This window comes from Actinomycetota bacterium (assembly GCA_035640355.1).
Classification (GTDB): Bacteria; Actinomycetota; UBA4738; order UBA4738; family HRBIN12; genus CALGFI01.
In genome coordinates, this window is sequence record DASQWI010000004.1 from 115,856 (window position 1) to 132,564 (window position 16,709).

General features: G+C 66.8%; 24 protein-coding genes. 14 read left to right on the forward strand and 10 right to left on the reverse strand.

Annotated elements, in window-relative coordinates; genetic code table 11:
* Positions 1 to 53 precede the first annotated feature (53 nt).
* Both VFA08_02170 and VFA08_02175 read right to left on the reverse strand, forming a co-directional pair.
* The gene (locus tag VFA08_02170) at positions 54 to 683 is read right to left on the reverse strand and encodes a VOC family protein (GenBank protein HYZ12394.1); all 630 of its coding nucleotides are present in this window, start codon (positions 681 to 683) and stop codon (positions 54 to 56) included.
* A 29-nt stretch (positions 684 to 712) separates the two neighbouring features.
* A complete protein-coding gene (locus VFA08_02175) occupies positions 713 to 1,201 on the reverse strand; it encodes a DinB family protein (GenBank protein HYZ12395.1) in 489 nt (162 codons plus the stop codon).
* Positions 1,202 to 1,284: 83 nt separating this feature from the next.
* Here VFA08_02175 and VFA08_02180 point away from each other — a divergent pair, with 83 nt between their 5' ends.
* From VFA08_02180 to VFA08_02200, 5 genes are all read left to right on the forward strand, one after another.
* Entirely contained in the window at positions 1,285 to 1,998 is a 714-nt protein-coding gene (locus VFA08_02180; GenBank protein HYZ12396.1) for an alpha/beta hydrolase, read from the forward strand.
* Between the two features lie 114 nt (positions 1,999 to 2,112).
* Positions 2,113 to 3,078 carry an NAD(P)-dependent alcohol dehydrogenase gene (locus VFA08_02185; protein ID HYZ12397.1) on the forward strand — a complete coding sequence of 322 codons (966 nt, stop codon included), beginning with the start codon at positions 2,113 to 2,115 and terminating at the stop codon, positions 3,076 to 3,078.
* Positions 3,079 to 3,118: 40 nt separating this feature from the next.
* Positions 3,119 to 3,553 carry an SRPBCC family protein gene (locus VFA08_02190; protein HYZ12398.1) on the forward strand — a complete coding sequence of 145 codons (435 nt, stop codon included), beginning with the start codon at positions 3,119 to 3,121 and terminating at the stop codon, positions 3,551 to 3,553.
* Between the two features lie 66 nt (positions 3,554 to 3,619).
* Positions 3,620 to 4,138, forward strand: a complete 519-nt coding sequence (locus tag VFA08_02195) for a DUF222 domain-containing protein (protein HYZ12399.1) — start codon at positions 3,620 to 3,622, stop codon at positions 4,136 to 4,138.
* Positions 4,139 to 4,216: 78 nt separating this feature from the next.
* Positions 4,217 to 5,287 carry an ATP-dependent DNA ligase gene (locus tag VFA08_02200; GenBank protein ID HYZ12400.1) on the forward strand — a complete coding sequence of 357 codons (1,071 nt, stop codon included), beginning with the start codon at positions 4,217 to 4,219 and terminating at the stop codon, positions 5,285 to 5,287.
* 56 nt (positions 5,288 to 5,343) lie between these two features.
* Here the strand turns inward: VFA08_02200 and VFA08_02205 are convergent, their stop codons facing one another.
* Genes VFA08_02205 through VFA08_02215 form a run of 3 tightly spaced genes read right to left on the reverse strand, consistent with a single transcriptional unit; the run spans position 5,344 to position 7,636 of the window.
* Positions 5,344 to 6,345, reverse strand: a complete 1,002-nt coding sequence (locus tag VFA08_02205) for an NAD(P)-dependent alcohol dehydrogenase (GenBank protein ID HYZ12401.1) — start codon at positions 6,343 to 6,345, stop codon at positions 5,344 to 5,346.
* Entirely contained in the window at positions 6,342 to 6,893 is a 552-nt protein-coding gene (locus VFA08_02210; protein HYZ12402.1) for a dihydrofolate reductase family protein, read from the reverse strand. The genes VFA08_02205 and VFA08_02210 overlap by 4 nt, the downstream gene beginning before the upstream one ends.
* A gap of 29 nt (positions 6,894 to 6,922) precedes the next feature.
* Positions 6,923 to 7,636 (reverse strand): TetR/AcrR family transcriptional regulator C-terminal domain-containing protein, encoded by a 714-nt coding sequence (locus tag VFA08_02215; protein ID HYZ12403.1) that lies wholly within the window; start codon positions 7,634 to 7,636, stop codon positions 6,923 to 6,925.
* Between the two features lie 167 nt (positions 7,637 to 7,803).
* On the opposite strand from VFA08_02215, the gene VFA08_02220 reads away from it, so the two are divergent.
* Positions 7,804 to 8,775 (forward strand): NAD(P)-dependent alcohol dehydrogenase, encoded by a 972-nt coding sequence (locus VFA08_02220; GenBank protein ID HYZ12404.1) that lies wholly within the window; start codon positions 7,804 to 7,806, stop codon positions 8,773 to 8,775.
* Between the two features lie 74 nt (positions 8,776 to 8,849).
* Here the strand turns inward: VFA08_02220 and VFA08_02225 are convergent, their stop codons facing one another.
* Both VFA08_02225 and VFA08_02230 read right to left on the reverse strand, forming a co-directional pair.
* Complete coding sequence (locus tag VFA08_02225; protein ID HYZ12405.1) at positions 8,850 to 9,425, reverse strand: dienelactone hydrolase family protein; 576 nt, start codon at positions 9,423 to 9,425, stop codon at positions 8,850 to 8,852.
* A 25-nt stretch (positions 9,426 to 9,450) separates the two neighbouring features.
* On the reverse strand, positions 9,451 to 10,476 hold the full coding sequence (locus VFA08_02230; GenBank protein ID HYZ12406.1) for a crosslink repair DNA glycosylase YcaQ family protein: 1,026 nt from the start codon (positions 10,474 to 10,476) through the stop codon (positions 9,451 to 9,453).
* Between the two features lie 197 nt (positions 10,477 to 10,673).
* On the opposite strand from VFA08_02230, the gene VFA08_02235 reads away from it, so the two are divergent.
* Complete coding sequence (locus VFA08_02235; protein ID HYZ12407.1) at positions 10,674 to 11,327, forward strand: LysE family translocator; 654 nt, start codon at positions 10,674 to 10,676, stop codon at positions 11,325 to 11,327.
* A 42-nt stretch (positions 11,328 to 11,369) separates the two neighbouring features.
* On the opposite strand, the gene VFA08_02240 is transcribed toward VFA08_02235, so the two are convergent.
* A complete protein-coding gene (locus tag VFA08_02240) occupies positions 11,370 to 11,963 on the reverse strand; it encodes a dihydrofolate reductase family protein (protein HYZ12408.1) in 594 nt (197 codons plus the stop codon).
* Between the two features lie 81 nt (positions 11,964 to 12,044).
* Here VFA08_02240 and VFA08_02245 point away from each other — a divergent pair, with 81 nt between their 5' ends.
* Positions 12,045 to 12,584, forward strand: a complete 540-nt coding sequence (locus VFA08_02245; GenBank protein HYZ12409.1) for a DUF1697 domain-containing protein — start codon at positions 12,045 to 12,047, stop codon at positions 12,582 to 12,584.
* Between the two features lie 3 nt (positions 12,585 to 12,587).
* Here VFA08_02245 and VFA08_02250 read toward each other — a convergent pair whose 3' ends face one another.
* Complete coding sequence (locus tag VFA08_02250; protein ID HYZ12410.1) at positions 12,588 to 12,956, reverse strand: DUF1801 domain-containing protein; 369 nt, start codon at positions 12,954 to 12,956, stop codon at positions 12,588 to 12,590.
* A 97-nt stretch (positions 12,957 to 13,053) separates the two neighbouring features.
* On the opposite strand from VFA08_02250, the gene VFA08_02255 reads away from it, so the two are divergent.
* Complete coding sequence (locus VFA08_02255) at positions 13,054 to 13,485, forward strand: DUF6326 family protein (GenBank protein ID HYZ12411.1); 432 nt, start codon at positions 13,054 to 13,056, stop codon at positions 13,483 to 13,485.
* On the opposite strand, the gene VFA08_02260 is transcribed toward VFA08_02255, so the two are convergent.
* Positions 13,474 to 13,923 (reverse strand): methyltransferase domain-containing protein, encoded by a 450-nt coding sequence (locus VFA08_02260; GenBank protein HYZ12412.1) that lies wholly within the window; start codon positions 13,921 to 13,923, stop codon positions 13,474 to 13,476. The genes VFA08_02255 and VFA08_02260 overlap by 12 nt on opposite strands.
* A 654-nt stretch (positions 13,924 to 14,577) precedes the next feature.
* Between VFA08_02260 and VFA08_02265 the strand changes: the two genes are divergently transcribed.
* The 5 genes from VFA08_02265 to VFA08_02285 all read left to right on the forward strand — a co-directional run.
* Entirely contained in the window at positions 14,578 to 14,787 is a 210-nt protein-coding gene (locus tag VFA08_02265) for a hypothetical protein (protein HYZ12413.1), read from the forward strand.
* A 79-nt stretch (positions 14,788 to 14,866) separates the two neighbouring features.
* Positions 14,867 to 15,238 carry a metalloregulator ArsR/SmtB family transcription factor gene (locus VFA08_02270; GenBank protein HYZ12414.1) on the forward strand — a complete coding sequence of 124 codons (372 nt, stop codon included), beginning with the start codon at positions 14,867 to 14,869 and terminating at the stop codon, positions 15,236 to 15,238.
* On the forward strand, positions 15,219 to 15,731 hold the full coding sequence (locus tag VFA08_02275) for an SRPBCC family protein (protein HYZ12415.1): 513 nt from the start codon (positions 15,219 to 15,221) through the stop codon (positions 15,729 to 15,731). Before VFA08_02270 ends, VFA08_02275 begins: the two co-directional genes overlap by 20 nt.
* Before the next feature lie 201 nt (positions 15,732 to 15,932).
* The gene (locus VFA08_02280) at positions 15,933 to 16,262 is read left to right on the forward strand and encodes a hypothetical protein (GenBank protein HYZ12416.1); all 330 of its coding nucleotides are present in this window, start codon (positions 15,933 to 15,935) and stop codon (positions 16,260 to 16,262) included.
* Between the two features lie 7 nt (positions 16,263 to 16,269).
* Positions 16,270 to 16,709, forward strand: a 440-nt coding sequence (locus VFA08_02285) for a DUF2461 domain-containing protein (GenBank protein ID HYZ12417.1), incomplete at its 3' end; no start/stop codon positions are given.

Sequence of the window (16,709 nt, forward strand, 5' to 3'; positions counted from 1 at the left end):
TGAATGTTGCTCGGCCGCGCAGAGACGCGCGCGACGACCCGACGGCGGACGGCTTAGTCCTGGTCGGGCCAGGGTGCGATGTCGACCTCGTTCCCCTCGGCGTCTGCGAGGGTCCACCACTCGGGCGCGTGCGCGCCGCTGACCAGGTGGCCGCCAGCCGCGAGTCCCGCCGCAACTCGTGCCTCCGCTTCGTCCTGCGAGACGTAGAGATCGATGTGGATCCGGTTGCGCTGCGGACGCGGCGCGTCCATCTGCTGGAACCAGAAGGGCGGGCCTCCCAGGCGAGGGTCGATCAGGTCGGCGACGTCGACCTTCCGGTAGCCGAGCACGGCCTGCCAGAACGGCAATACGTCGGGGATCACGAGGGCGTCGATCGCTACCTGCACGGCTTGGAGGCCATCGAGGTCGACCGACGCACCGAGCTCACGCGCGACCGCCGAGATGCGTTCGGCGAGAACAAGATCCTCCTCGGTTGGGAGCGGGCCGTGCGTGCCGAGACGGACCGTGACGCCTTCCGGTCGGAGGTCGATGTCCGGATGACGATCGCCGGCTATCTCGGCGATCGCCGCGACGAGCGCGACGCCGTTTGCGAACGTGCCGGTGGCGAGGTACGTGCAGGCGTCGTCTCGCAGAACGCGCCATCCGTGCTCGTGAAACCGTCGAGGCGAGATCCGTTCGGTCATGGCGCCACGGTATCAACCGGCCATTGCGCCTATGCGTCTCGTTCCGGTAGAGAGAACCGATACTCGACGATCGGGATGTCCACACCGAGCTGATACAGAAGCGTGTTCAGATCGCCGTGGTGCTGGCGCTCGTGAAGCATCACGTGCGCAAGGATTTCGCCGGGACTGTAGAGGATCGGCTTGCCGTCGATGTCCATCTTGCGCGGCGTCGATAGCTCGTCGTCGTCGAGCGAATCGAAGTACTCGCGCGCGTGATCTCGTACGCGGCTGCGGTAAGCGGCGAGCTCGGCCCATGAGTTGACGCGTTCCCTTGGCTCGTCGGTCGTCCCGTACGGGTTCGCCAACCACCTGATGTACGCCCAGTTGATGTGCGCGAGTGCGTCGCGCAGCGCCGGCCAGCCGGATCCAGGCGCCGGCTTGGTCAGCGTGCCGTCGCCGAGAGGGCGGATAGTCTCTTCGTACCGGCTCCAGCCGTAGTCGGTGAACGTGAACAGCCGTTCGATGTCGGCACGTTCCACGATGCTTGATCGTACTTGTCCGACGCGCGCGTCGAAGACGGACTTCGTCGCGTCGCGGGCGTGTTGACGCATAGGGTGGGGGCGTGGACCCCCCACCGATCCTGCTCGTCCCCGGCTTCTGGCTCGGCGCATGGGCTTGGGATGAGGTTGCTGCGTCCTTACGCGGCGACGGCCATGACGTCACCGCGCTGACGCTGCCCGGTCTCGAGTCGGCCGACGCGGACAGAACGGGGATCACCCTCTCGGATCACGTGGACGCGATCTGCCAGGCGGTCGAGGCGGCAGCGGCTCCCGTGGCGCTCGCCGTTCACAGCGCCACCGGCTTCTCGGGTTACGCGGCGAGCGACCGGGTTCCGGAGCGGATCGCGGCCATGGTGTACGTCGACTCCGCTCCGGGCATCTCGCCCATCGAATCCGACTTCGACGGCGCAGAGAAGCCGATGAACTGGGACGAGATCGCGGCGGAGGAGAACTTGGATGGGCTGAGTGGTGAGCAGCTCGCAACGTTCCGCGAGCGAGCCATCCCGGAGCCGGGTGGCGTTCTTCGCGAGGTCGTCGAGCTGACGAACGACGCCCGCCTCGACATCCCGAGCACGATGATCTGCACGGGGTTCACCTCGGAGGAGTACAAGGACGCAGTCAAACAGGGCTACGCGTGGCTTGCCGGCCTGAACGAGCTCCGCAACGTCATCTGGGTGGACCTGCCGACCAGTCACTGGCCCATGTGGTCGCGTCCTGGCGAGCTCGCACAGATCATCGGCAACGTCGCGAAGGACCACGCCCCCGGATCGTCGTAGTCCGCCGGCGCTTGGCCGGCCTGCTCTCGTCGGCGCGCTACGAGGCAGCGGACTACCCTCGCCGCAAGGGCAGATCGGTTCGGAGCCGCAGTGCGACCAGGGAGGGGGGATCGCATGAAGGCGATCGTGCAAGAGGAGTATGGGTCGGCGGAGGTCCTGAGGTTCGAGGACGTCGAGGCTCCGGTGGCAGGCACGGGAGAGGTGCTGCTGCGCGTCGGAGCGGCGAGCGCGTTCATCGGCGACTGGCACGTCATGACCGGCACGCCGTTCGCGATCCGCCTGGCGTCCGGGCTGCGATCGCCGAAGCAGCGAGTCCGGGGTCAGGACGTGGCGGGGACCGTGGAGGCCCTCGGCGAGGACGTCACCGGGTTCCTGGTCGGCGACCAGGTGTTCGGCGTGGGCGTCGGAACGTTCGCCGAGTTCGCGACCGCGCGGTCCGATCGGCTCGCACACAAGCCGACGAACGTGAGCTTCGAGGAAGCGGCGACCGTGCCCACGACCGGATGCACGGCGCTCCAAGGTCTCCGCGACGTCGGGAAGGTTCGGTCGGGGCAGGCGGTGTTGGTGATCGGGGCGGCGGGCGGCGTCGGGTCGTTCGCCGTGCAGATCGCGAAGGCGTTCGGCGCGCATGTCACAGGCGTGTCCAGCACGACGAAGGTCGAGCTCGTCCGCTCGATCGGTGCGGACGAAGTCATCGACTACACCCGCGAGGAGATCGTCGACGGGAAGCGACGGTTCGACGTCATCTTCGATACGGCCGGTAATCGCGAGGCGTCCTATCTGCGAGGAGCCCTCACGCCGAAAGGAACGCTCGTCCTCGCCGGCGGCGAAGGCGCCGGCCGGTGGCTCGGGATGGGACGCGTGATGCGGGCAAAGGCGATGTCGCCGTTCGTCGGGCAGAGAATGACGAACTACCTCGCGCGACCAAACGCCGATGACCTCAACGTGCTCACGGACTTGATCGAGGCCGGCAAGCTGAAGCCCCTGATCGGCGCCACGTATCCGCTGAGCGACGTGCCGGACGCGATGCGCGAGCTTGGCACTGGGCACGGGCGCGGCAAAGTCGTCATTACGGTCTGAGAGGGCGTCCGAGGAACCCGCAGCCCGGTAGTGTCCCGGCATGGATGCCAATCGGAACGCGCCAGTCTTCTCCGAGGGGAGCACGGACGTGGCAGCTGCTCCTGAGCGGGTGTGGGATTTCCTGGCCGATTTCGAGCGGTGGCCGAGTTGGAACCCCGATGTCGACACGGTGAGGCTCGAGGGCCCGGTGGCCCAAGGCACGGTCTTTCGGTGGAAGGCCGGCTCGGCGCGGATCGTCTCGACGCTTCAAGACGTCGATCGTCCGAGTCGGCTGAGCTGGACGGGACGCACGATGAGTATGGGCGCCATCCACGTATGGCACTTCGAGCCGCGCGGCAACGGCGCGATGGTGAGCATGGAAGAGTTGTTCAGCGGCCTCCCAGCGCGGCTGCTCCGCAAGAAGCTGCAGCGCGACCTCGACGCGACGACGGCGAGAGCACTGGCGGCGCTCAAGACCGCCGTCGAGCGAATCTAAGCGTCACCGTCTGTGTGAGGACCGCGTCAGCCCTTTCGTCAATGCGACGTCGACCCTCATCACGGCATGAGCCGTGGCGGCGCGATCGAGTGTCAGACCCTAGTTGTAGCGTTACGAACATGTGTTCGAAAGACTTGCAGCGATGAGCTCGTTGCGCTGCAGGCTCGCGCCGGCGGACGCGCGTCGCTCGAGGACGTAGGGACGATCACGCCAGAGTCCGCTCGCCGTCTCGCCTGCGACGCGTCGATCACACGCGTGATCACAGATGCGCCTTCCGAGCCGCTGGAGCTCGGCCGCAAGACGAAGGTCGTTCCGGCGGCGCTCCGTCGAGCGGTAGCTGTTCGTGACGGCGGATGTCGTTTCCCGGGCTGCGAGCGTCCACCCGGCTGGACCGACGCGCACCACGTTCGCTACTGGGCCGACGGCGGCGACACCGGACTGTCGAATCTCGTGCTCCTGTGTCGACCGCATCACCGAGTGATCCATCGCGGGTTCGGCGTAGCCATGGTCGACGGCCGACCCGAGTTCCGAAGACCGGACGGCACGCTCCTCGAGGATCGAGCGCCACCGGCCACGGCGGCGTGAGGTCGGGTAGGCCGTGCGTGCGGTCCAGCCGCGCTCGCGGGCGTCGCCCAAAGCCGGCGTGCCGATATCGTGCGGGGCATGCGTCTGCCCGTGATGCCGCCCGTCAAGCCGATGCTCGCGAAGTCGGTCGCCGAGATCCCGAAGGGCGACCTCTCGTTCGAGCCGAAGTGGGACGGGTTCCGGTCGATCGTGTTCCGCGACGGTGACGAGGTCGAGATCGGCAGCAGGAACGAGCGGCCGATGACCCGGTACTTTCCGGAGGTCGTCGAGGCGATCAAGGCGAACCTGCCCGATCGCATCGTAGTCGACGGCGAGATCGTCGTGCCGGACTCGTCGGGCAAGCGGCTGGAGTTCGAGACGCTCCAGCAAAGGATCCATCCTGCCGCCAGTCGCGTGAAGCTCTTGTCGAAGCAGACGCCGGCGCACCTCGTGGCGTTCGATCTGCTGGCGCTCGACGACCGCAACCTGACGAAGGAGCCGTTCGTGGAGCGGCGTCGGCTGCTCGAGGACGCGCTTGCAAGCGCGAGCTCGCCCATCCACGTGACGCGGGCAACGACGGACCGCGACCTCGCCCTGCAGTGGTTCGACGAGTTCGAAGGCGCGGGGCTCGACGGCATCGTCGCCAAGCCGCTCGATGGGACGTACCAGCCGGACAAGCGCGTGATGTTCAAGATCAAGCACGAGCGCACGGCCGACTGCGTCGTCGCCGGCTACCGGACGCACAAGACCGACGACCACGCGATCGGCTCGTTGCTCCTCGGCCTGTACGATGACAACGGCGACCTGGCGAACATCGGGGTGGTCGGCGCGCTGCCGATGGCGCAGCGCCGAAAGCTGTTCGAGGAGCTCCAACCGCTCGTCACCACGTTCGAGGAACACCCCTGGAACTGGGCGCAGGAGGAGCTCGGAACGCGCACGCCGCAACACTCGGCCGGCAGTCGCTGGGCTTCCGGGAAGGACCTCTCGTTCGTTCCGCTTCGGCCGGAGCGCGTCGTCGAGATTAGGTACGACCACATGGAGGGCCCGCGTCTCCGGCACACCGGCCAGTTCGTGCGGTGGCGCCCCGACCGCGATCCGCGCTCGTGCACGTTCGAGCAGCTCAAGGAGCCGGTGACGTACGACCTGGCGGAGATCCTCGGCGCCAAGTAGACACACACGCGAGGCTCGTTCGCGGGCGAGACCGAGTGATGGTAGTCGGGCGAGCGCTAGGCGTCGATCGCGATGACGACCTTTCCCTTCGCCGCTCCCCGTTCGACGTAGAGCAGCGCCTCGGCAACCTCGTGCATTGGGAAGCTTCGATCGATGATCGGGCGGACCGCGCCCGAGTCGACCATCTCGGTCACTCGCGCGACGTCCGCGGGCCGGTTCGGCACGCCGCGGCGGATGCTCAGCTGCCTGCCGCCGCGCACCTTCAGCCACCCCTGGAGGAGGACCGAAATGAACACCCAGTCGGCGACGCCGCCGCCGACGACGTACAGGACGTACCGGCCCTTCGACGTCAGCACGCGTTTGCTGCGCACGACGGAACGGAAGTCGCCGAGCGAGCCGTACGCGGCGACGTCGAGGATCAGGTCGAAGCGCCCACCGCTCTCGGAATAGTGACCCTGCGTGTAGTCGAGCACGTCGTCGGCGCCCGCCGCGCGCATCACGTCGAACTTGGACGCGGCATCGACGCCTGTCACGGTTGCGCCAAGCGCCTTGGCGATCTGGACGGCGAAGGTTCCGAGTCCGCCGCCCGCCCCGTTGACGAGCACGTGATCTCCCGGCCGGAGTGGCCCCCTGCCGGTCAGTCCTTGGTACGCGCGAACACCGGCGGTGGGGAGGCACGCCGCCTCCTCGAAGCTCAGCGAGGTGGGCTTCCAGGCGACAGCGCCCGCAGGGACGGCGACGTACTCGGCGAACGCACCGAACCCGAACCCCGTGAGGTCCGCGATGACGTCGTCACCGGCGCGGATCCGGGGGACACGATCACCGACGGCCTCCACCGTACCCGCGATGTCCGACCCGAGGATCATGTGTTTGGGCTGCCGCCACGCGCCAGGGCGGATGAAGATCTCGCCGCGCACGTACTGAAGATCATCCAGGTTCACGGTCGACGCTCGTACGCGGACGAGTACATCGTGTTGCCCAACTCTCGGGCGCGGGATGTCCTCGACGCGAAGCACGGACTCGGGATCCCCGTACGAGCGGTACACGACCGCCTTCATCGACCCGTCCGATAGCGCAGGTACACGGTGCCGTTCGAGAACCGTCTCTCGTCTTCGAGCGTGAGTTCGACCGACGATCCTGCGGGGAATGCGCTGGTCCCTCCGCCCACGACGACGGGGGACAAGAACAGGTTCCACTCGTCCACCAGCCCCGCGGCGATCGCCCGCGCCGCCAGCGTTGGTCCACCGATCGAGAGGTCCCGGTCCGACGACGCCTTCATCCCCGCGACTGCGTCGGGGTCGAACGTTCGCTCGAGCCGCGTCCTTGCCGTCGTGACCGATTCGAGCGTCGAGGAGTACACGATCTTGTCCGTCGAACGCCAGATGTCGGCGAAATCGGCGATGGCCGGGTGGTCGTCTTGGATCGTGTCCCACACGGCGAGCACCTCGTAGGTCCTCCGGCCCAGCAGGTACGTCCCGACCGAGCGGTCGATGTCGTTCACGAACGCGTGGACCTCGTCGTCGGGCTCGGCCCAGTCGAAGTTGCCGTTCGCGTCGGCGATGTACCCATCGAGTGAGGCGAGCGACGTGTAGGTCAGCTTTGCCACGGCCCCCGAACCGTATACGAGCCGCAGTATCAGTCTCTGGCGAGGGTGGTCTCTCGTTCGCGGAGCCGCTCGAGACCGTCGAGGATCAGGTCGAGCGCGAACTCGAATTCGAACTGGTCGTCGCAGCCGCCGCCGACGATCGACTCCTCCTCGTGCTCGATCTCCCCGCCCGAGACCGCGCCCACCAGCGTGGCAATGTTCGGGTAGGCCTCGGCCATCTGCGTCCACATCGCGAGCGCCTCGTCCTCGGGCACGCTCGCCGTGTCGTCGAACAGTTCCTGAGAGAACCCGAGGATCCGACTCCCCATCACGTGCATCGCGTGATGCATGAGGTCCACCGAGAAGCCGCCTCTCAGGAAGATGCCCATCATCGAGTCGATGTAGCCGATGACCGTTGGGGTCGGCTCGGCGCGTGACTCGATGACCTGCGATGCCCATGGGTGGCGCAGAAGCGCGCGGCGGGCCGAGAGGATGCGCTCGCGCATCGTGGTCTTCCAGTCGTCGCCCGCAATCGGCGGCTCGATCTCGTCGATCACGGCGTCGACGAGCCCGTCCAGCAACTCCTCTTTGTTCGCCACGTGCTTGTAGAGCGCCATGGGGACGACGCCAAGCTCCTGGGCGATCCTTCGCATGCTGAGCGAATCCACGCCGCTCTCATCCGCCAGGGCGACGGCGGTGCCCAGGATCCGCTCCCGGCTCAGTGGCTCGCGAGTGGGCGAGCGCTCCCTGATCTTCGTGGCCATCCGGTGCCCCCTCCGAGCGACTCGGCGATTCCGCCCGGCCCCTCTGGGCTTGACAGAGTGTACGCCGTACACCTAGGGTAATGCCAGCCGGTGTACGCCGTACACCACCGAGGCCGGGAGAGCCCGGCGGTGGGGTGTTAGTTGGAGCCGAACGAAGGAGAGAGGCGATGAAGGGGATCGTTCAGGACGAGTATGGCTCGGCTGACGTTCTCGAGTTCCGCGACATACCGGTTCCCATTGTCGGCGAGAACGACGTCCTCATCCGGGTCCACGCCGCAGGCTGTGGCCCGGACGTGTGGCACATCATGGAAGGGAAGCCGTACTTCGCGCGACTCACTCTCGGTCTCCGTCGACCGAAGCTGCGCGTTCGCGGTTGGGATGTGGCGGGTGTCGTCGAGGCGGTCGGGTCCGTTCGCGGGTTCGAGCCGGGCGACGAGGTGATGGGCACCGCGGTTTCGGGCTCGTTCGCCGAGTACGCGCTCGCCCGCCCGGACAAGCTGTTCCGGAAACCCGCGAGCCTCTCGTTCGAAGAGGCGGCCGCACTGCCGGTCTCGGGGATGACGGCGCTGCAGGCGTTGCGCGATATCGCGTCGGTCAAGCCGGGGCAATCGGTGCTCGTCATCGGCGCCGCCGGTGGCGTCGGCACGTTCACGGTGCAGATCGCCAAGGCGTACGGCGCGGTGGTCACAGGAGTGGCGAGCACATCGAAGCTGGATCTCGTCCGTTCGATCGGCGCCGACGACGTCATCGATTACACGCGCGAGGACTTCACGAACGGCAAGCGGCGGTGGGACGTGATCGTCGACACGGCAGGTCGTCGGCCACTGCGGGAGGTGCGCCGCGCGGTTGGGCGTCGTGGGACGCTCGTGATCGTCGGCGGGGATGGCGGCGGTCCGGTCACGGGTGGGTTCTTCAAGGGGATCCTCCGCGCTCCGCTGCTGTCGCCGTTCGTCGGCCAGAAGATGCGTGGGTTCGTGTCGAAGGAGCGCGCCTCGGATCTCGAGGCGCTCAGCGAGCTGGTGGACGCGGGAAAGGTTCGACCGGTGATCGACCGGACGTACTCGTTGGTGGAAGCGCCGGACGCGGTCCGATACCTCGCGGAAGGCCACCCTCGCGGGAAGATCGTGGTCACCGTATAGCGCGCTCTTGGCTTGGTCCCGGCATTACTCCATTCGCGACGCAGCCTCGTCGGTGCGTCGAATGACCGAGCCGGTCACCCCAGGCCGTCGAGGAACGCGAGCACGCGCTCCTTGAGCAACGTCGCCGCGCTGTCGTCGTAATCGGGCGTGCTGTTGTCGATGAACAGGTGTCGATCACCCGGATACAGGAAGAGGTCGGCGTCGGCGGTCGAGTCTGCGAGCTGGCGCGCCGCGTCGAGATCGCCTTCGAGGACCCACTCATCCTGCTCCATCATGTGAACCTGCGCTGGGACGCCGCTCGGCCATTCGGTTCCGAACTCCGACGGCGGGAAACACCCGCTGATGAAGATGGCGCCGCGCGCCCCGTCCCGATTTTGAGCCAGCTCCTGTGCGGCCATCACGCCGAGCGAGATGCCGGCGTAGACGATCTCCTTCGGCAGGCTCTCGGCGACGACGCTTCCACGCTCGCCGATCGTGTCGAATCCCACCTGCTTCGCGTAGGCGATTCCCGTGGCGAGCTCGGTCATGGTGTTGCCGTCGTACAGGTCGGGCGTCTCAACCGTGTGTCCAGCGGCGCGCAGATCATCGGCGAACGCGATGACGCCGGGCGTCAGCCCTTGCGCATGATGGAAGAGGAGGACCTCGGCCATATCGACGGGCAGCCTACACGTCGCGTCAGGTCTGCCAGCCGACGACGATCCGGCCCGCCGCGCCGGGCAGCGGCAAGGACTCCGCCTCCTCCACGACGGCGTCCCGCTGCGCGCGCGAGAGGCGACGCCAGGTCTCGACATCGACCTTCTCGTTCGCGCGTCGCCACGTCCCGGCGATCTCGCCCTCGACGAGGAGTGCGCCCGGCCAGACGCGTGGGGTCCAGAGTCGGCGACGACGCGTCGCGTTCGGTACGAGGAGCTCGCGGTCGGTTCCTTGGAGCAGGTAGAAGGCGTCGCCGCTCGGGAGGAGCCGAGCGGGCGCGGGCGGCCCGGATATTGTGCGAAACGTCGGTTCGTCGCGGGTGAGGATCCACGAGTCGCCGATCGGGGTTCGCACCGGAGTACGTGACGCGTCGAGCGCATCGAACGCGTCCGTGCCTTGCCGGGGGCCGATCCCCGCCCACTCCGCGAACGCCTCCGGCGTCGTCGGACCGTAGACGTGCAGGTACCGGCGGGCGAGCTCCAGGCGTGCGGCGCGTGCGTCGATGTCGGGCGACGGCGTTGTCCATATGACGGGCTGCCGTGCGCCTTCCCACCGCATCACCACCGACCCAGTCGTTGCCGCGTACCTCAGGCGGTTTGGAGGTTCGCCGAGCGCGCGCCCGGCTTCGCCGTAGGTCATCCGCACGCCGCCGTCGAGGAGCACGCGTAGTCGAGCGGCCAGATCCTCCGCGATCTGCCGGCCGCGAGCGTCGTCGGGGAACCGCCCCAGAGAGAAGACCGCAAGGTCGCGCGCCGCGACGACGAACGCGCTGAAGCGCGGTCCCCACAGCTGCACGAGGGACGGGTCCTCCCATGTCGTCGGTCCGGTTCCAGCGACTCGCGCGTGGATCGAGAGGAGCGCGGCGCGCGGCATGCTGTCCTGCAGGCCGGCCCAGGCCGCCTGCCGCAGCGAGCTCTTCCCGCGCGGCAGCCGCTCGTCGAGCGCGCCGACGTGCCTGCGGAACGCGAGGATCTGCGCTCTGGTGAGCTTCAACGGTGCCGCGGGCACGCCTCTAGTCCGATAGCTCGATCAACGGCTGCTCCTCCGACAAGCTCGCGACGGCATCGCGAAACTGCTCGTTGTAGTGGGACCACCTGCTGTAGGCGGGCGGGTCGTTGCGCTGCTCATCGGGGGTCGATGGTACCGATGACCCCGACGGCTCCGATCCTCGGGTTCCGCCGCCAGTGGCCGGCTACCATCGTGCAATGCCGGAGACGCAGACTCTCCTCACCTTCGCGGCCGCATGCGTGCTGTTCGCAGTCATCCCCGGACCGGCGGTGATCTACATCGTCACGCGCAGCGTCGACCAGGGGCGGATGGCCGGCATCGCTTCCGTTTTCGGCATCGCCACCGGTACGATGGTTCACGTCCCGGCTGCCGCGCTGGGGCTCTCGGCGATCCTCGTTTCGTCGGCGACCGCGTTCACCGTCGTGAAGTACCTCGGCGCCGCGTATCTGATCTACCTCGGCATCAGGAAGATCCTCGACCGCGAAGAGGTGTTCGGCGCCGTCGACGCGCCCCGGCAATCGTTGGCGCGGATCTACCGCCAGGGAGCGCTCGTCGGCGTGCTCAACCCCAAGACGGCGCTGTTCTTCCTGGCGTTCCTGCCGCAGTTCGTGGACCCGGCCCGCGGTTCGGTCACGTTGCAGTTCGTCGTGCTCGGCGTGCTGCTCGTGCTGATCTCGATGGTCAGCGACACCTGTTACGCCATGCTCACCGGAACCGCCGGCGAGTGGCTCCGCCGCACGAGCCCGTCGTTCGGGCGCCGGCTAGCGTGGGTCAGCGGCGGCATCTACATCACGCTCGGTGCGGGCGCGGCGATCAGCGGTTCACGCGCGTCGGCAGTCACGACGAAGTAAGTCGCCGCCAGGCGCCGCCAATTCTCCGCCCGCGAGATCGCTCTACGCGTTGGCCCGTTCAGGTACGTAGCGCGCGATGATCACGCCCGTCGTCGTGTTGTTCGTATCGACCAGCTTCAGGTTCGCCGGCGGCGCGCCATTTTCGAACAGGCGCCGACCCGTTCCGAGCACCAACGGGTGGATCAGCACGAGGTATTCGTCGATCAGATCGTGGCGCATCAGCGTCCGGATCAGGTCGCCGCTGCCGAGCACGACGAGATCCTTGTGCCCCGCCTTGAGCTCGCGAACCGCGTCGCCAGCGTCGCCCTTTAGGAGCGTAGAGTTCTTCCACGGAAGCGGTTCCTCGAGCGTCCTCGATGCGACGAACTTCTGCGAGCGGTTCAGGACCTCGGTGAACGGGTTCGGCTGCGGCGCGTTCGGCCAGAATCCGTAGAAGTCCTCGTACGTGCGCCGGCCGAACAGCATCGCGCTGTCCGTAGCCATCCCCGTGGCGGCGACTTCGGCCATCACCGGGTCGGCGTAGCGGACCTCCCACCCGCCGTAGCCGAACTCGCCTCGCGTGTCCTCGTCGGGGCGTCCCGGCGCCTGCATGACGCCGTCGAGCGTGACATGCGTGAACGTCGTGAGCCTCCCCATCGTGGCCTCCTCTCGCTCGACTCTCAGTATCTACACGAAATGAGTCCGGCCGGATCTCAACCGTCGTGGTAGACAGCGGGGATGACACGCTGTGTGGCCCTCCTCCGCGGGATCAACGTCGGCGGGAAGAACTTGATCAAGATGCCGGCGCTGAAGGCCGCGTTCGAGGAGGACGGATTCGACAACGTGTCGACCTACATCCAGAGCGGGAACGTGCTGTTCGATTCTCCGGACAGCAGCTCGCCGCAGCTCACCACGCGGATCGAGAAGATGCTGGCCGAGGCGTTCGACTACATCCCGACGGTGGTGGTCCGGAGCCGAAGGCAGATGCGCTCGATCGTCGATCGCGCACCGAAGGGGTTCGGCTCCCAGCCGGCGAAGTATCGGTACGACGTCATCTTCCTCAAGGAACCACTCACGGCGAGGGCGGCGATGAAGCATGTCCCGACAAACCCGGCCGTCGATACGGCCCACGCCGGGACAGGCGTCATCTATTTCTCCAGGCTGACGGCGAGAGCCACCGCGAGCCGGCTGAACAAGATCGTTGGATCGCCGATCTATCCCAGCGTCACTATTCGAAACTGGAACACCACGACGAAGCTGCTCGCGTTGGTGGAGTAGCGGTCAGTACCGGCGCTTCCGGCGTTCCACCTCCGCGAGGCGGGTTCGCACGACCTTCTTGATCAACGTGACCGGAAGGCGTTCGCCATAGTCGAAGCTGATCGTTCCCTTGCCGGTGACGTGATCGCCCAGCTCCTTGCGATGCGCGTCGACCGCCGCGGGGCTCATCGGGAAGAAGCTGTAGTGGTCCTTGAACGCCATGTACCCAACGAAACCCTTCCCGCCGAGCAGGAACCCCGGCATGCTGTAGGTGATCCCTTCTTCCGCCGCGGGCGCGGCCGTCGCGATCGTGTCGTGGAGCTTCTGGAGCGCCTTTCGGTGCTCGGCTGGAAGGCCCTTGAAGTACGCCTCGACGCTCTTGGGCTTCTCCATGAGACGGACATCTTCTCGTACGCGGCTCGGCTAGCAGCGCCGCCGGACCCCCGAGCACGACTAGCCTTCCCCTCGAACGCTCATCGGGGAGGGCAGCGTGGCTACCACCAGGACTCGGCTGTTGGAGGACCTCAGAGTCGGCATCAGGCTGAAGATCTCGGCTTTGTGGATCACGATGTTGTTCCTGTTCGCTTACGGGGACATCTTCGGGTTCTTCGCGCCGGGGAGCATCGAGGAGATCGTCTCCGGTGAGGTCTCGGGCATCGAGATCACACAGGGGTTCCTGCTCGCGATCTCTGTGTACATCGCCCTCGCGAGCGCGATGGTGTTCTTGACGCTCGTGCTAAGCCCGAACGCCGCGCGGTGGACGAACATCGTGCTCGGGGTCCTGTACATCGTCTCGATCGTCGCCGCGGCGATGGGCGAGTCGGCGTACTACCTGTTCCTCAGTGCGGCGGAGATCGTCGCCCTGATCTTCATCGTCTGGTACGCGTGGACGTGGCCGCGAGAAGGTGCTTCAGCGGCCTGATCCGCGGCTCCTGTTGAAGTACAGCCCGACTCGGAAGGCGAACCGGAGCTTCCCGGTGTTACGACCGCGATCGCCGAAGTAGAAGCCGAGGAGCCGGTCCGCCTCCTCGTACGTCTCGAACTCGAACGCCCACGTCGCGTACGCGCCGGCGAACGATCCGTCGCGGAACGGGAGGAGCTCCGCGTCGCCGCGCACCCACGGAAGGTCTTGTTCCTTCCGGATCATGCCGACCGCCTGCTTCATCGGCATCACTCGCCGCGAACGCGTCGTCAACCGATCAGCCGAGAACCCGTCGCCCGCGCCGACGTCGAGGACGAGACCACGTTCGGGGAGCGCGCGATCGTGCGCGTCGGTGACCCGCATCGCCGGATCCATCGCCTTGCGTTCGAGAGCGAACATCGCCCGATCGTGCGCGCCATAGAAGTCGATGATCGGCACCGGCCGATGCTACGCGTGCATGAAGCAAGCGGGCTGCGGATGGTCCGAATACGATCGCTGCGTCATGGCGTCCGACCAACCACAGACTTGGCACTACGGCCTCGTCGCGCGGTACTGGGCCGAGAAGAGACACGACGCCGCGGAGGCGGAGTTCCTGAAGCCGTACATCGAAGCGGGGCAGCCTGCGCTCGACGTCGGTTGCGGAACCGGGCGTGTGTTGATCCCGCTGCTGCAAGAGGGGTTCGACGTCGATGGTGTCGACATCTCGCCCGACATGCTCGCCTACGCGCAGGCGCGCGCCGAGCGCGAGGGGTTCGCGCCGAACCTGCACGCGCAGCCGATGCACGAGCTCGATCTGCCTCGCACGTACCGAACGATCTACAGCTGCGGCTCGGTGGGCATCGGGGGGACCCGACAGCAGGACCGGCAGACTCTCGTGCGAATCGACCACTACCTCGAGCCCGGCGGCTTCTTCATCTTCGACCACGAGATGCCGTACTCCGATCCGCGGGGATGGAGCTACTGGACCAAGGACGGTCGAGCGAAGTTACCCGAGGACTTCGACGAGGGCGGTAGACCGGAACCGAGAAAGGAGACGAGTACCGGCTCCGCTCGCGCGTCGTCGACTTCGACCCACTCGAGCAGCGAATCACGATGGAGATGCAAGCGTCTACGCGGCGCGACAACGAGCTCGTCGTCGAGGAGACTCGAACGATCGTGGTGGCCGCGTACACGGCAGCTCACATCGAACTCCTGCTCGAGATGGCCGGTTTCGGTGACGTCCAGATGCTCGACAACTGGACCGACGCGCCGGTCTCGCCTGAGACGGCGAACATCACGTTCGTCGCCCGAAGACCGTCGTAGGTCGGCCAATCCGCCTGTCACCAACTCGAAGCCGGCGTCCGCATTGACATATGCCTGTATAGGCATGTATGGTCCACCTATGGCACGAGCAGCGACCACGACGGACGCGTTCAACGCGGTGGCGGAGCCGCGACGACGGCAGATCCTGGACCTGCTCGCCCAGGGCGAGCAGCCGGTGAACGACCTGGTCGAGCGACTCCGTGTCGCGCAGCCCGTCGTGTCCAAGCACCTGCGAGTCCTCCGCGAGGTCGGACTCGTCGACGCACGAGACGAGGGGAGGCAACGGATCTACTCGCTGAACGGACATCGGCTCAAGCCGATCCACGACTGGGTCCAGAGCTACGAGCGCACGTGGTCCGAGCGCTTCGACCGGCTCGACGCAGTGGTGAAGGAGCTCCAGGAGAAGGAGCGCAAGGAGAAGGAGGAGGGAGATGGAAACGGTGACCAGTAGTGGGAAGGCAGTTGTCACGCTCCCCGCGGAGACGCAGATCCTGATCACGCGGGAGTTCGACGCGCCGAGGCACCTTGTCTATCGCGCGACGACCGAACCCGAGCTGATCGCACGGTGGTGGAGCGGACAGCGCGGGAAGGTCACGAGCGCAGAAGTGGATCTTCGAGAAGGAGGCACGTGGCGCTACGTGATGATGGCGAACGAGGGGTTCGAGGTCGCATTCCACGGGACGTTCCGGGAGATCGTTCCGAACGAGCGGACCGTCTCGACCGAGGTCTTCGAAGGTGTTCCCGAGATAGGCCTCCCCGCGAGCGACCAAGAGGGAACCCTCAATACGACGACGTACGAGGATCTCGATGGTCGCACGCGTCTAACCGTCCTCGTGGAGTGCCACACTCGCGAGGTACGCGACGTCATCATCGAGTCGGGCATGGAAGGCGGAATGCAGGAGGCATACGACAAGCTCGAGGAGGTCGCGGTCTCGCTGGGCTGAGAACGCGGCGCGGTCCGCTCCCTTGAGCCTCAGCAACAGACGGGTGATGCGGAGGCCCGGCGTCCGTGCTGACGCCGGGCCCCGCCTCGCGTCTGACGCGATCGACACCACCGATTTCGACCCTGATCGACGTCAAGCAGCTCGAAAACGGCATCCTCGGTCTCACTTACGTTCCTGCCACCCGCTAACCGGGGAGCGACCTTGGCCCCCCCTCGGGTCCGGCTGTCGGTGCTTCGTGCTACGTTCGCGCTGGGCTTCTTACCCGGAGGACGCGATCACATGGAGCTCGTCGGAACCGTGATCAACGCCACGGTCGTGGCGCTCGTCGGGGCGATCCTTGCGTGGCTCGTCAAAGGAAGGTTCGACGTCGTCGACCAGCGGTTCGACAGCCTCGAGCACCGCGTCGACCGGCTCGAGGAGCGGCTGGACGGTCGCATCGACCGGGTCGGCTCAGCGCTCGATGCGCTGCGCTCTGACATCACCCAGATCGCGCTCGCCATCGGAGTCCGGCCGAGAGCGCAGAACGACTAGGGGCGGCGTGGGGTACTTCGGCGAGGATACGTTCGCGTTCCTTCGCGAGCTGAAGCGCAACAACGACCGCGATTGGTTCAATGCGAACAAGGACCGATACGAGGAGTCGGTCAAGGAGCCGTTCCTCCAGTTCATCAACGACGTCGGGCCGCCGTTACGGACGGTGAGCCGCAACCTCGTGGCCGATCCTCGGCCGGTCGGCGGTTCCATGTTCAGGATCCACCGGGACATTCGGTTCTCGAAGGACAAGAGCCCGTACAAGACCCACATCGGCGCGCACTTCCCGCTCGGAAGGGGAACGGCGGCACCCGGCTACTACTTTCACCTCGAGCCCGAGCAGTGCTTCGTCGCGGGCGGCTTGTGGATGCCGGAGCCGGCGTTGCTCCAGAGCATTCGCGAGCGGATCGCGGAGCGCCCGACCGAGTGGAAGAAGGCGCGCGGGGAGCT

Excerpts from the sequence above, each read along its gene's own strand:
- VFA08_02170 (HYZ12394.1), bottom strand. The coding sequence starts at position 683 with ATGACCGAACGGATCTCGCCTCGACGGTTTCACGAGCACGGATGGCGC.
- VFA08_02185 (HYZ12397.1), top strand. The coding sequence starts at position 2,113 with ATGAAGGCGATCGTGCAAGAGGAGTATGGGTCGGCGGAGGTCCTGAGG.
- VFA08_02190 (HYZ12398.1), top strand. The coding sequence starts at position 3,119 with ATGGATGCCAATCGGAACGCGCCAGTCTTCTCCGAGGGGAGCACGGAC.
- VFA08_02195 (HYZ12399.1), top strand. The coding sequence starts at position 3,620 with ATGAGCCGTGGCGGCGCGATCGAGTGTCAGACCCTAGTTGTAGCGTTA.
- VFA08_02200 (HYZ12400.1), top strand. The coding sequence starts at position 4,217 with ATGCGTCTGCCCGTGATGCCGCCCGTCAAGCCGATGCTCGCGAAGTCG.
- VFA08_02205 (HYZ12401.1), bottom strand. The coding sequence starts at position 6,345 with ATGAAGGCGGTCGTGTACCGCTCGTACGGGGATCCCGAGTCCGTGCTT.
- VFA08_02215 (HYZ12403.1), bottom strand. The coding sequence starts at position 7,636 with ATGGCCACGAAGATCAGGGAGCGCTCGCCCACTCGCGAGCCACTGAGC.
- VFA08_02220 (HYZ12404.1), top strand. The coding sequence starts at position 7,804 with ATGAAGGGGATCGTTCAGGACGAGTATGGCTCGGCTGACGTTCTCGAG.
- VFA08_02225 (HYZ12405.1), bottom strand. The coding sequence starts at position 9,425 with ATGGCCGAGGTCCTCCTCTTCCATCATGCGCAAGGGCTGACGCCCGGC.
- VFA08_02235 (HYZ12407.1), top strand. The coding sequence starts at position 10,674 with ATGCCGGAGACGCAGACTCTCCTCACCTTCGCGGCCGCATGCGTGCTG.
- VFA08_02240 (HYZ12408.1), bottom strand. The coding sequence starts at position 11,963 with ATGGGGAGGCTCACGACGTTCACGCATGTCACGCTCGACGGCGTCATG.
- VFA08_02245 (HYZ12409.1), top strand. The coding sequence starts at position 12,045 with ATGACACGCTGTGTGGCCCTCCTCCGCGGGATCAACGTCGGCGGGAAG.
- VFA08_02250 (HYZ12410.1), bottom strand. The coding sequence starts at position 12,956 with ATGGAGAAGCCCAAGAGCGTCGAGGCGTACTTCAAGGGCCTTCCAGCC.
- VFA08_02265 (HYZ12413.1), top strand. The coding sequence starts at position 14,578 with ATGGAGATGCAAGCGTCTACGCGGCGCGACAACGAGCTCGTCGTCGAG.
- VFA08_02270 (HYZ12414.1), top strand. The coding sequence starts at position 14,867 with ATGGCACGAGCAGCGACCACGACGGACGCGTTCAACGCGGTGGCGGAG.
- VFA08_02275 (HYZ12415.1), top strand. The coding sequence starts at position 15,219 with ATGGAAACGGTGACCAGTAGTGGGAAGGCAGTTGTCACGCTCCCCGCG.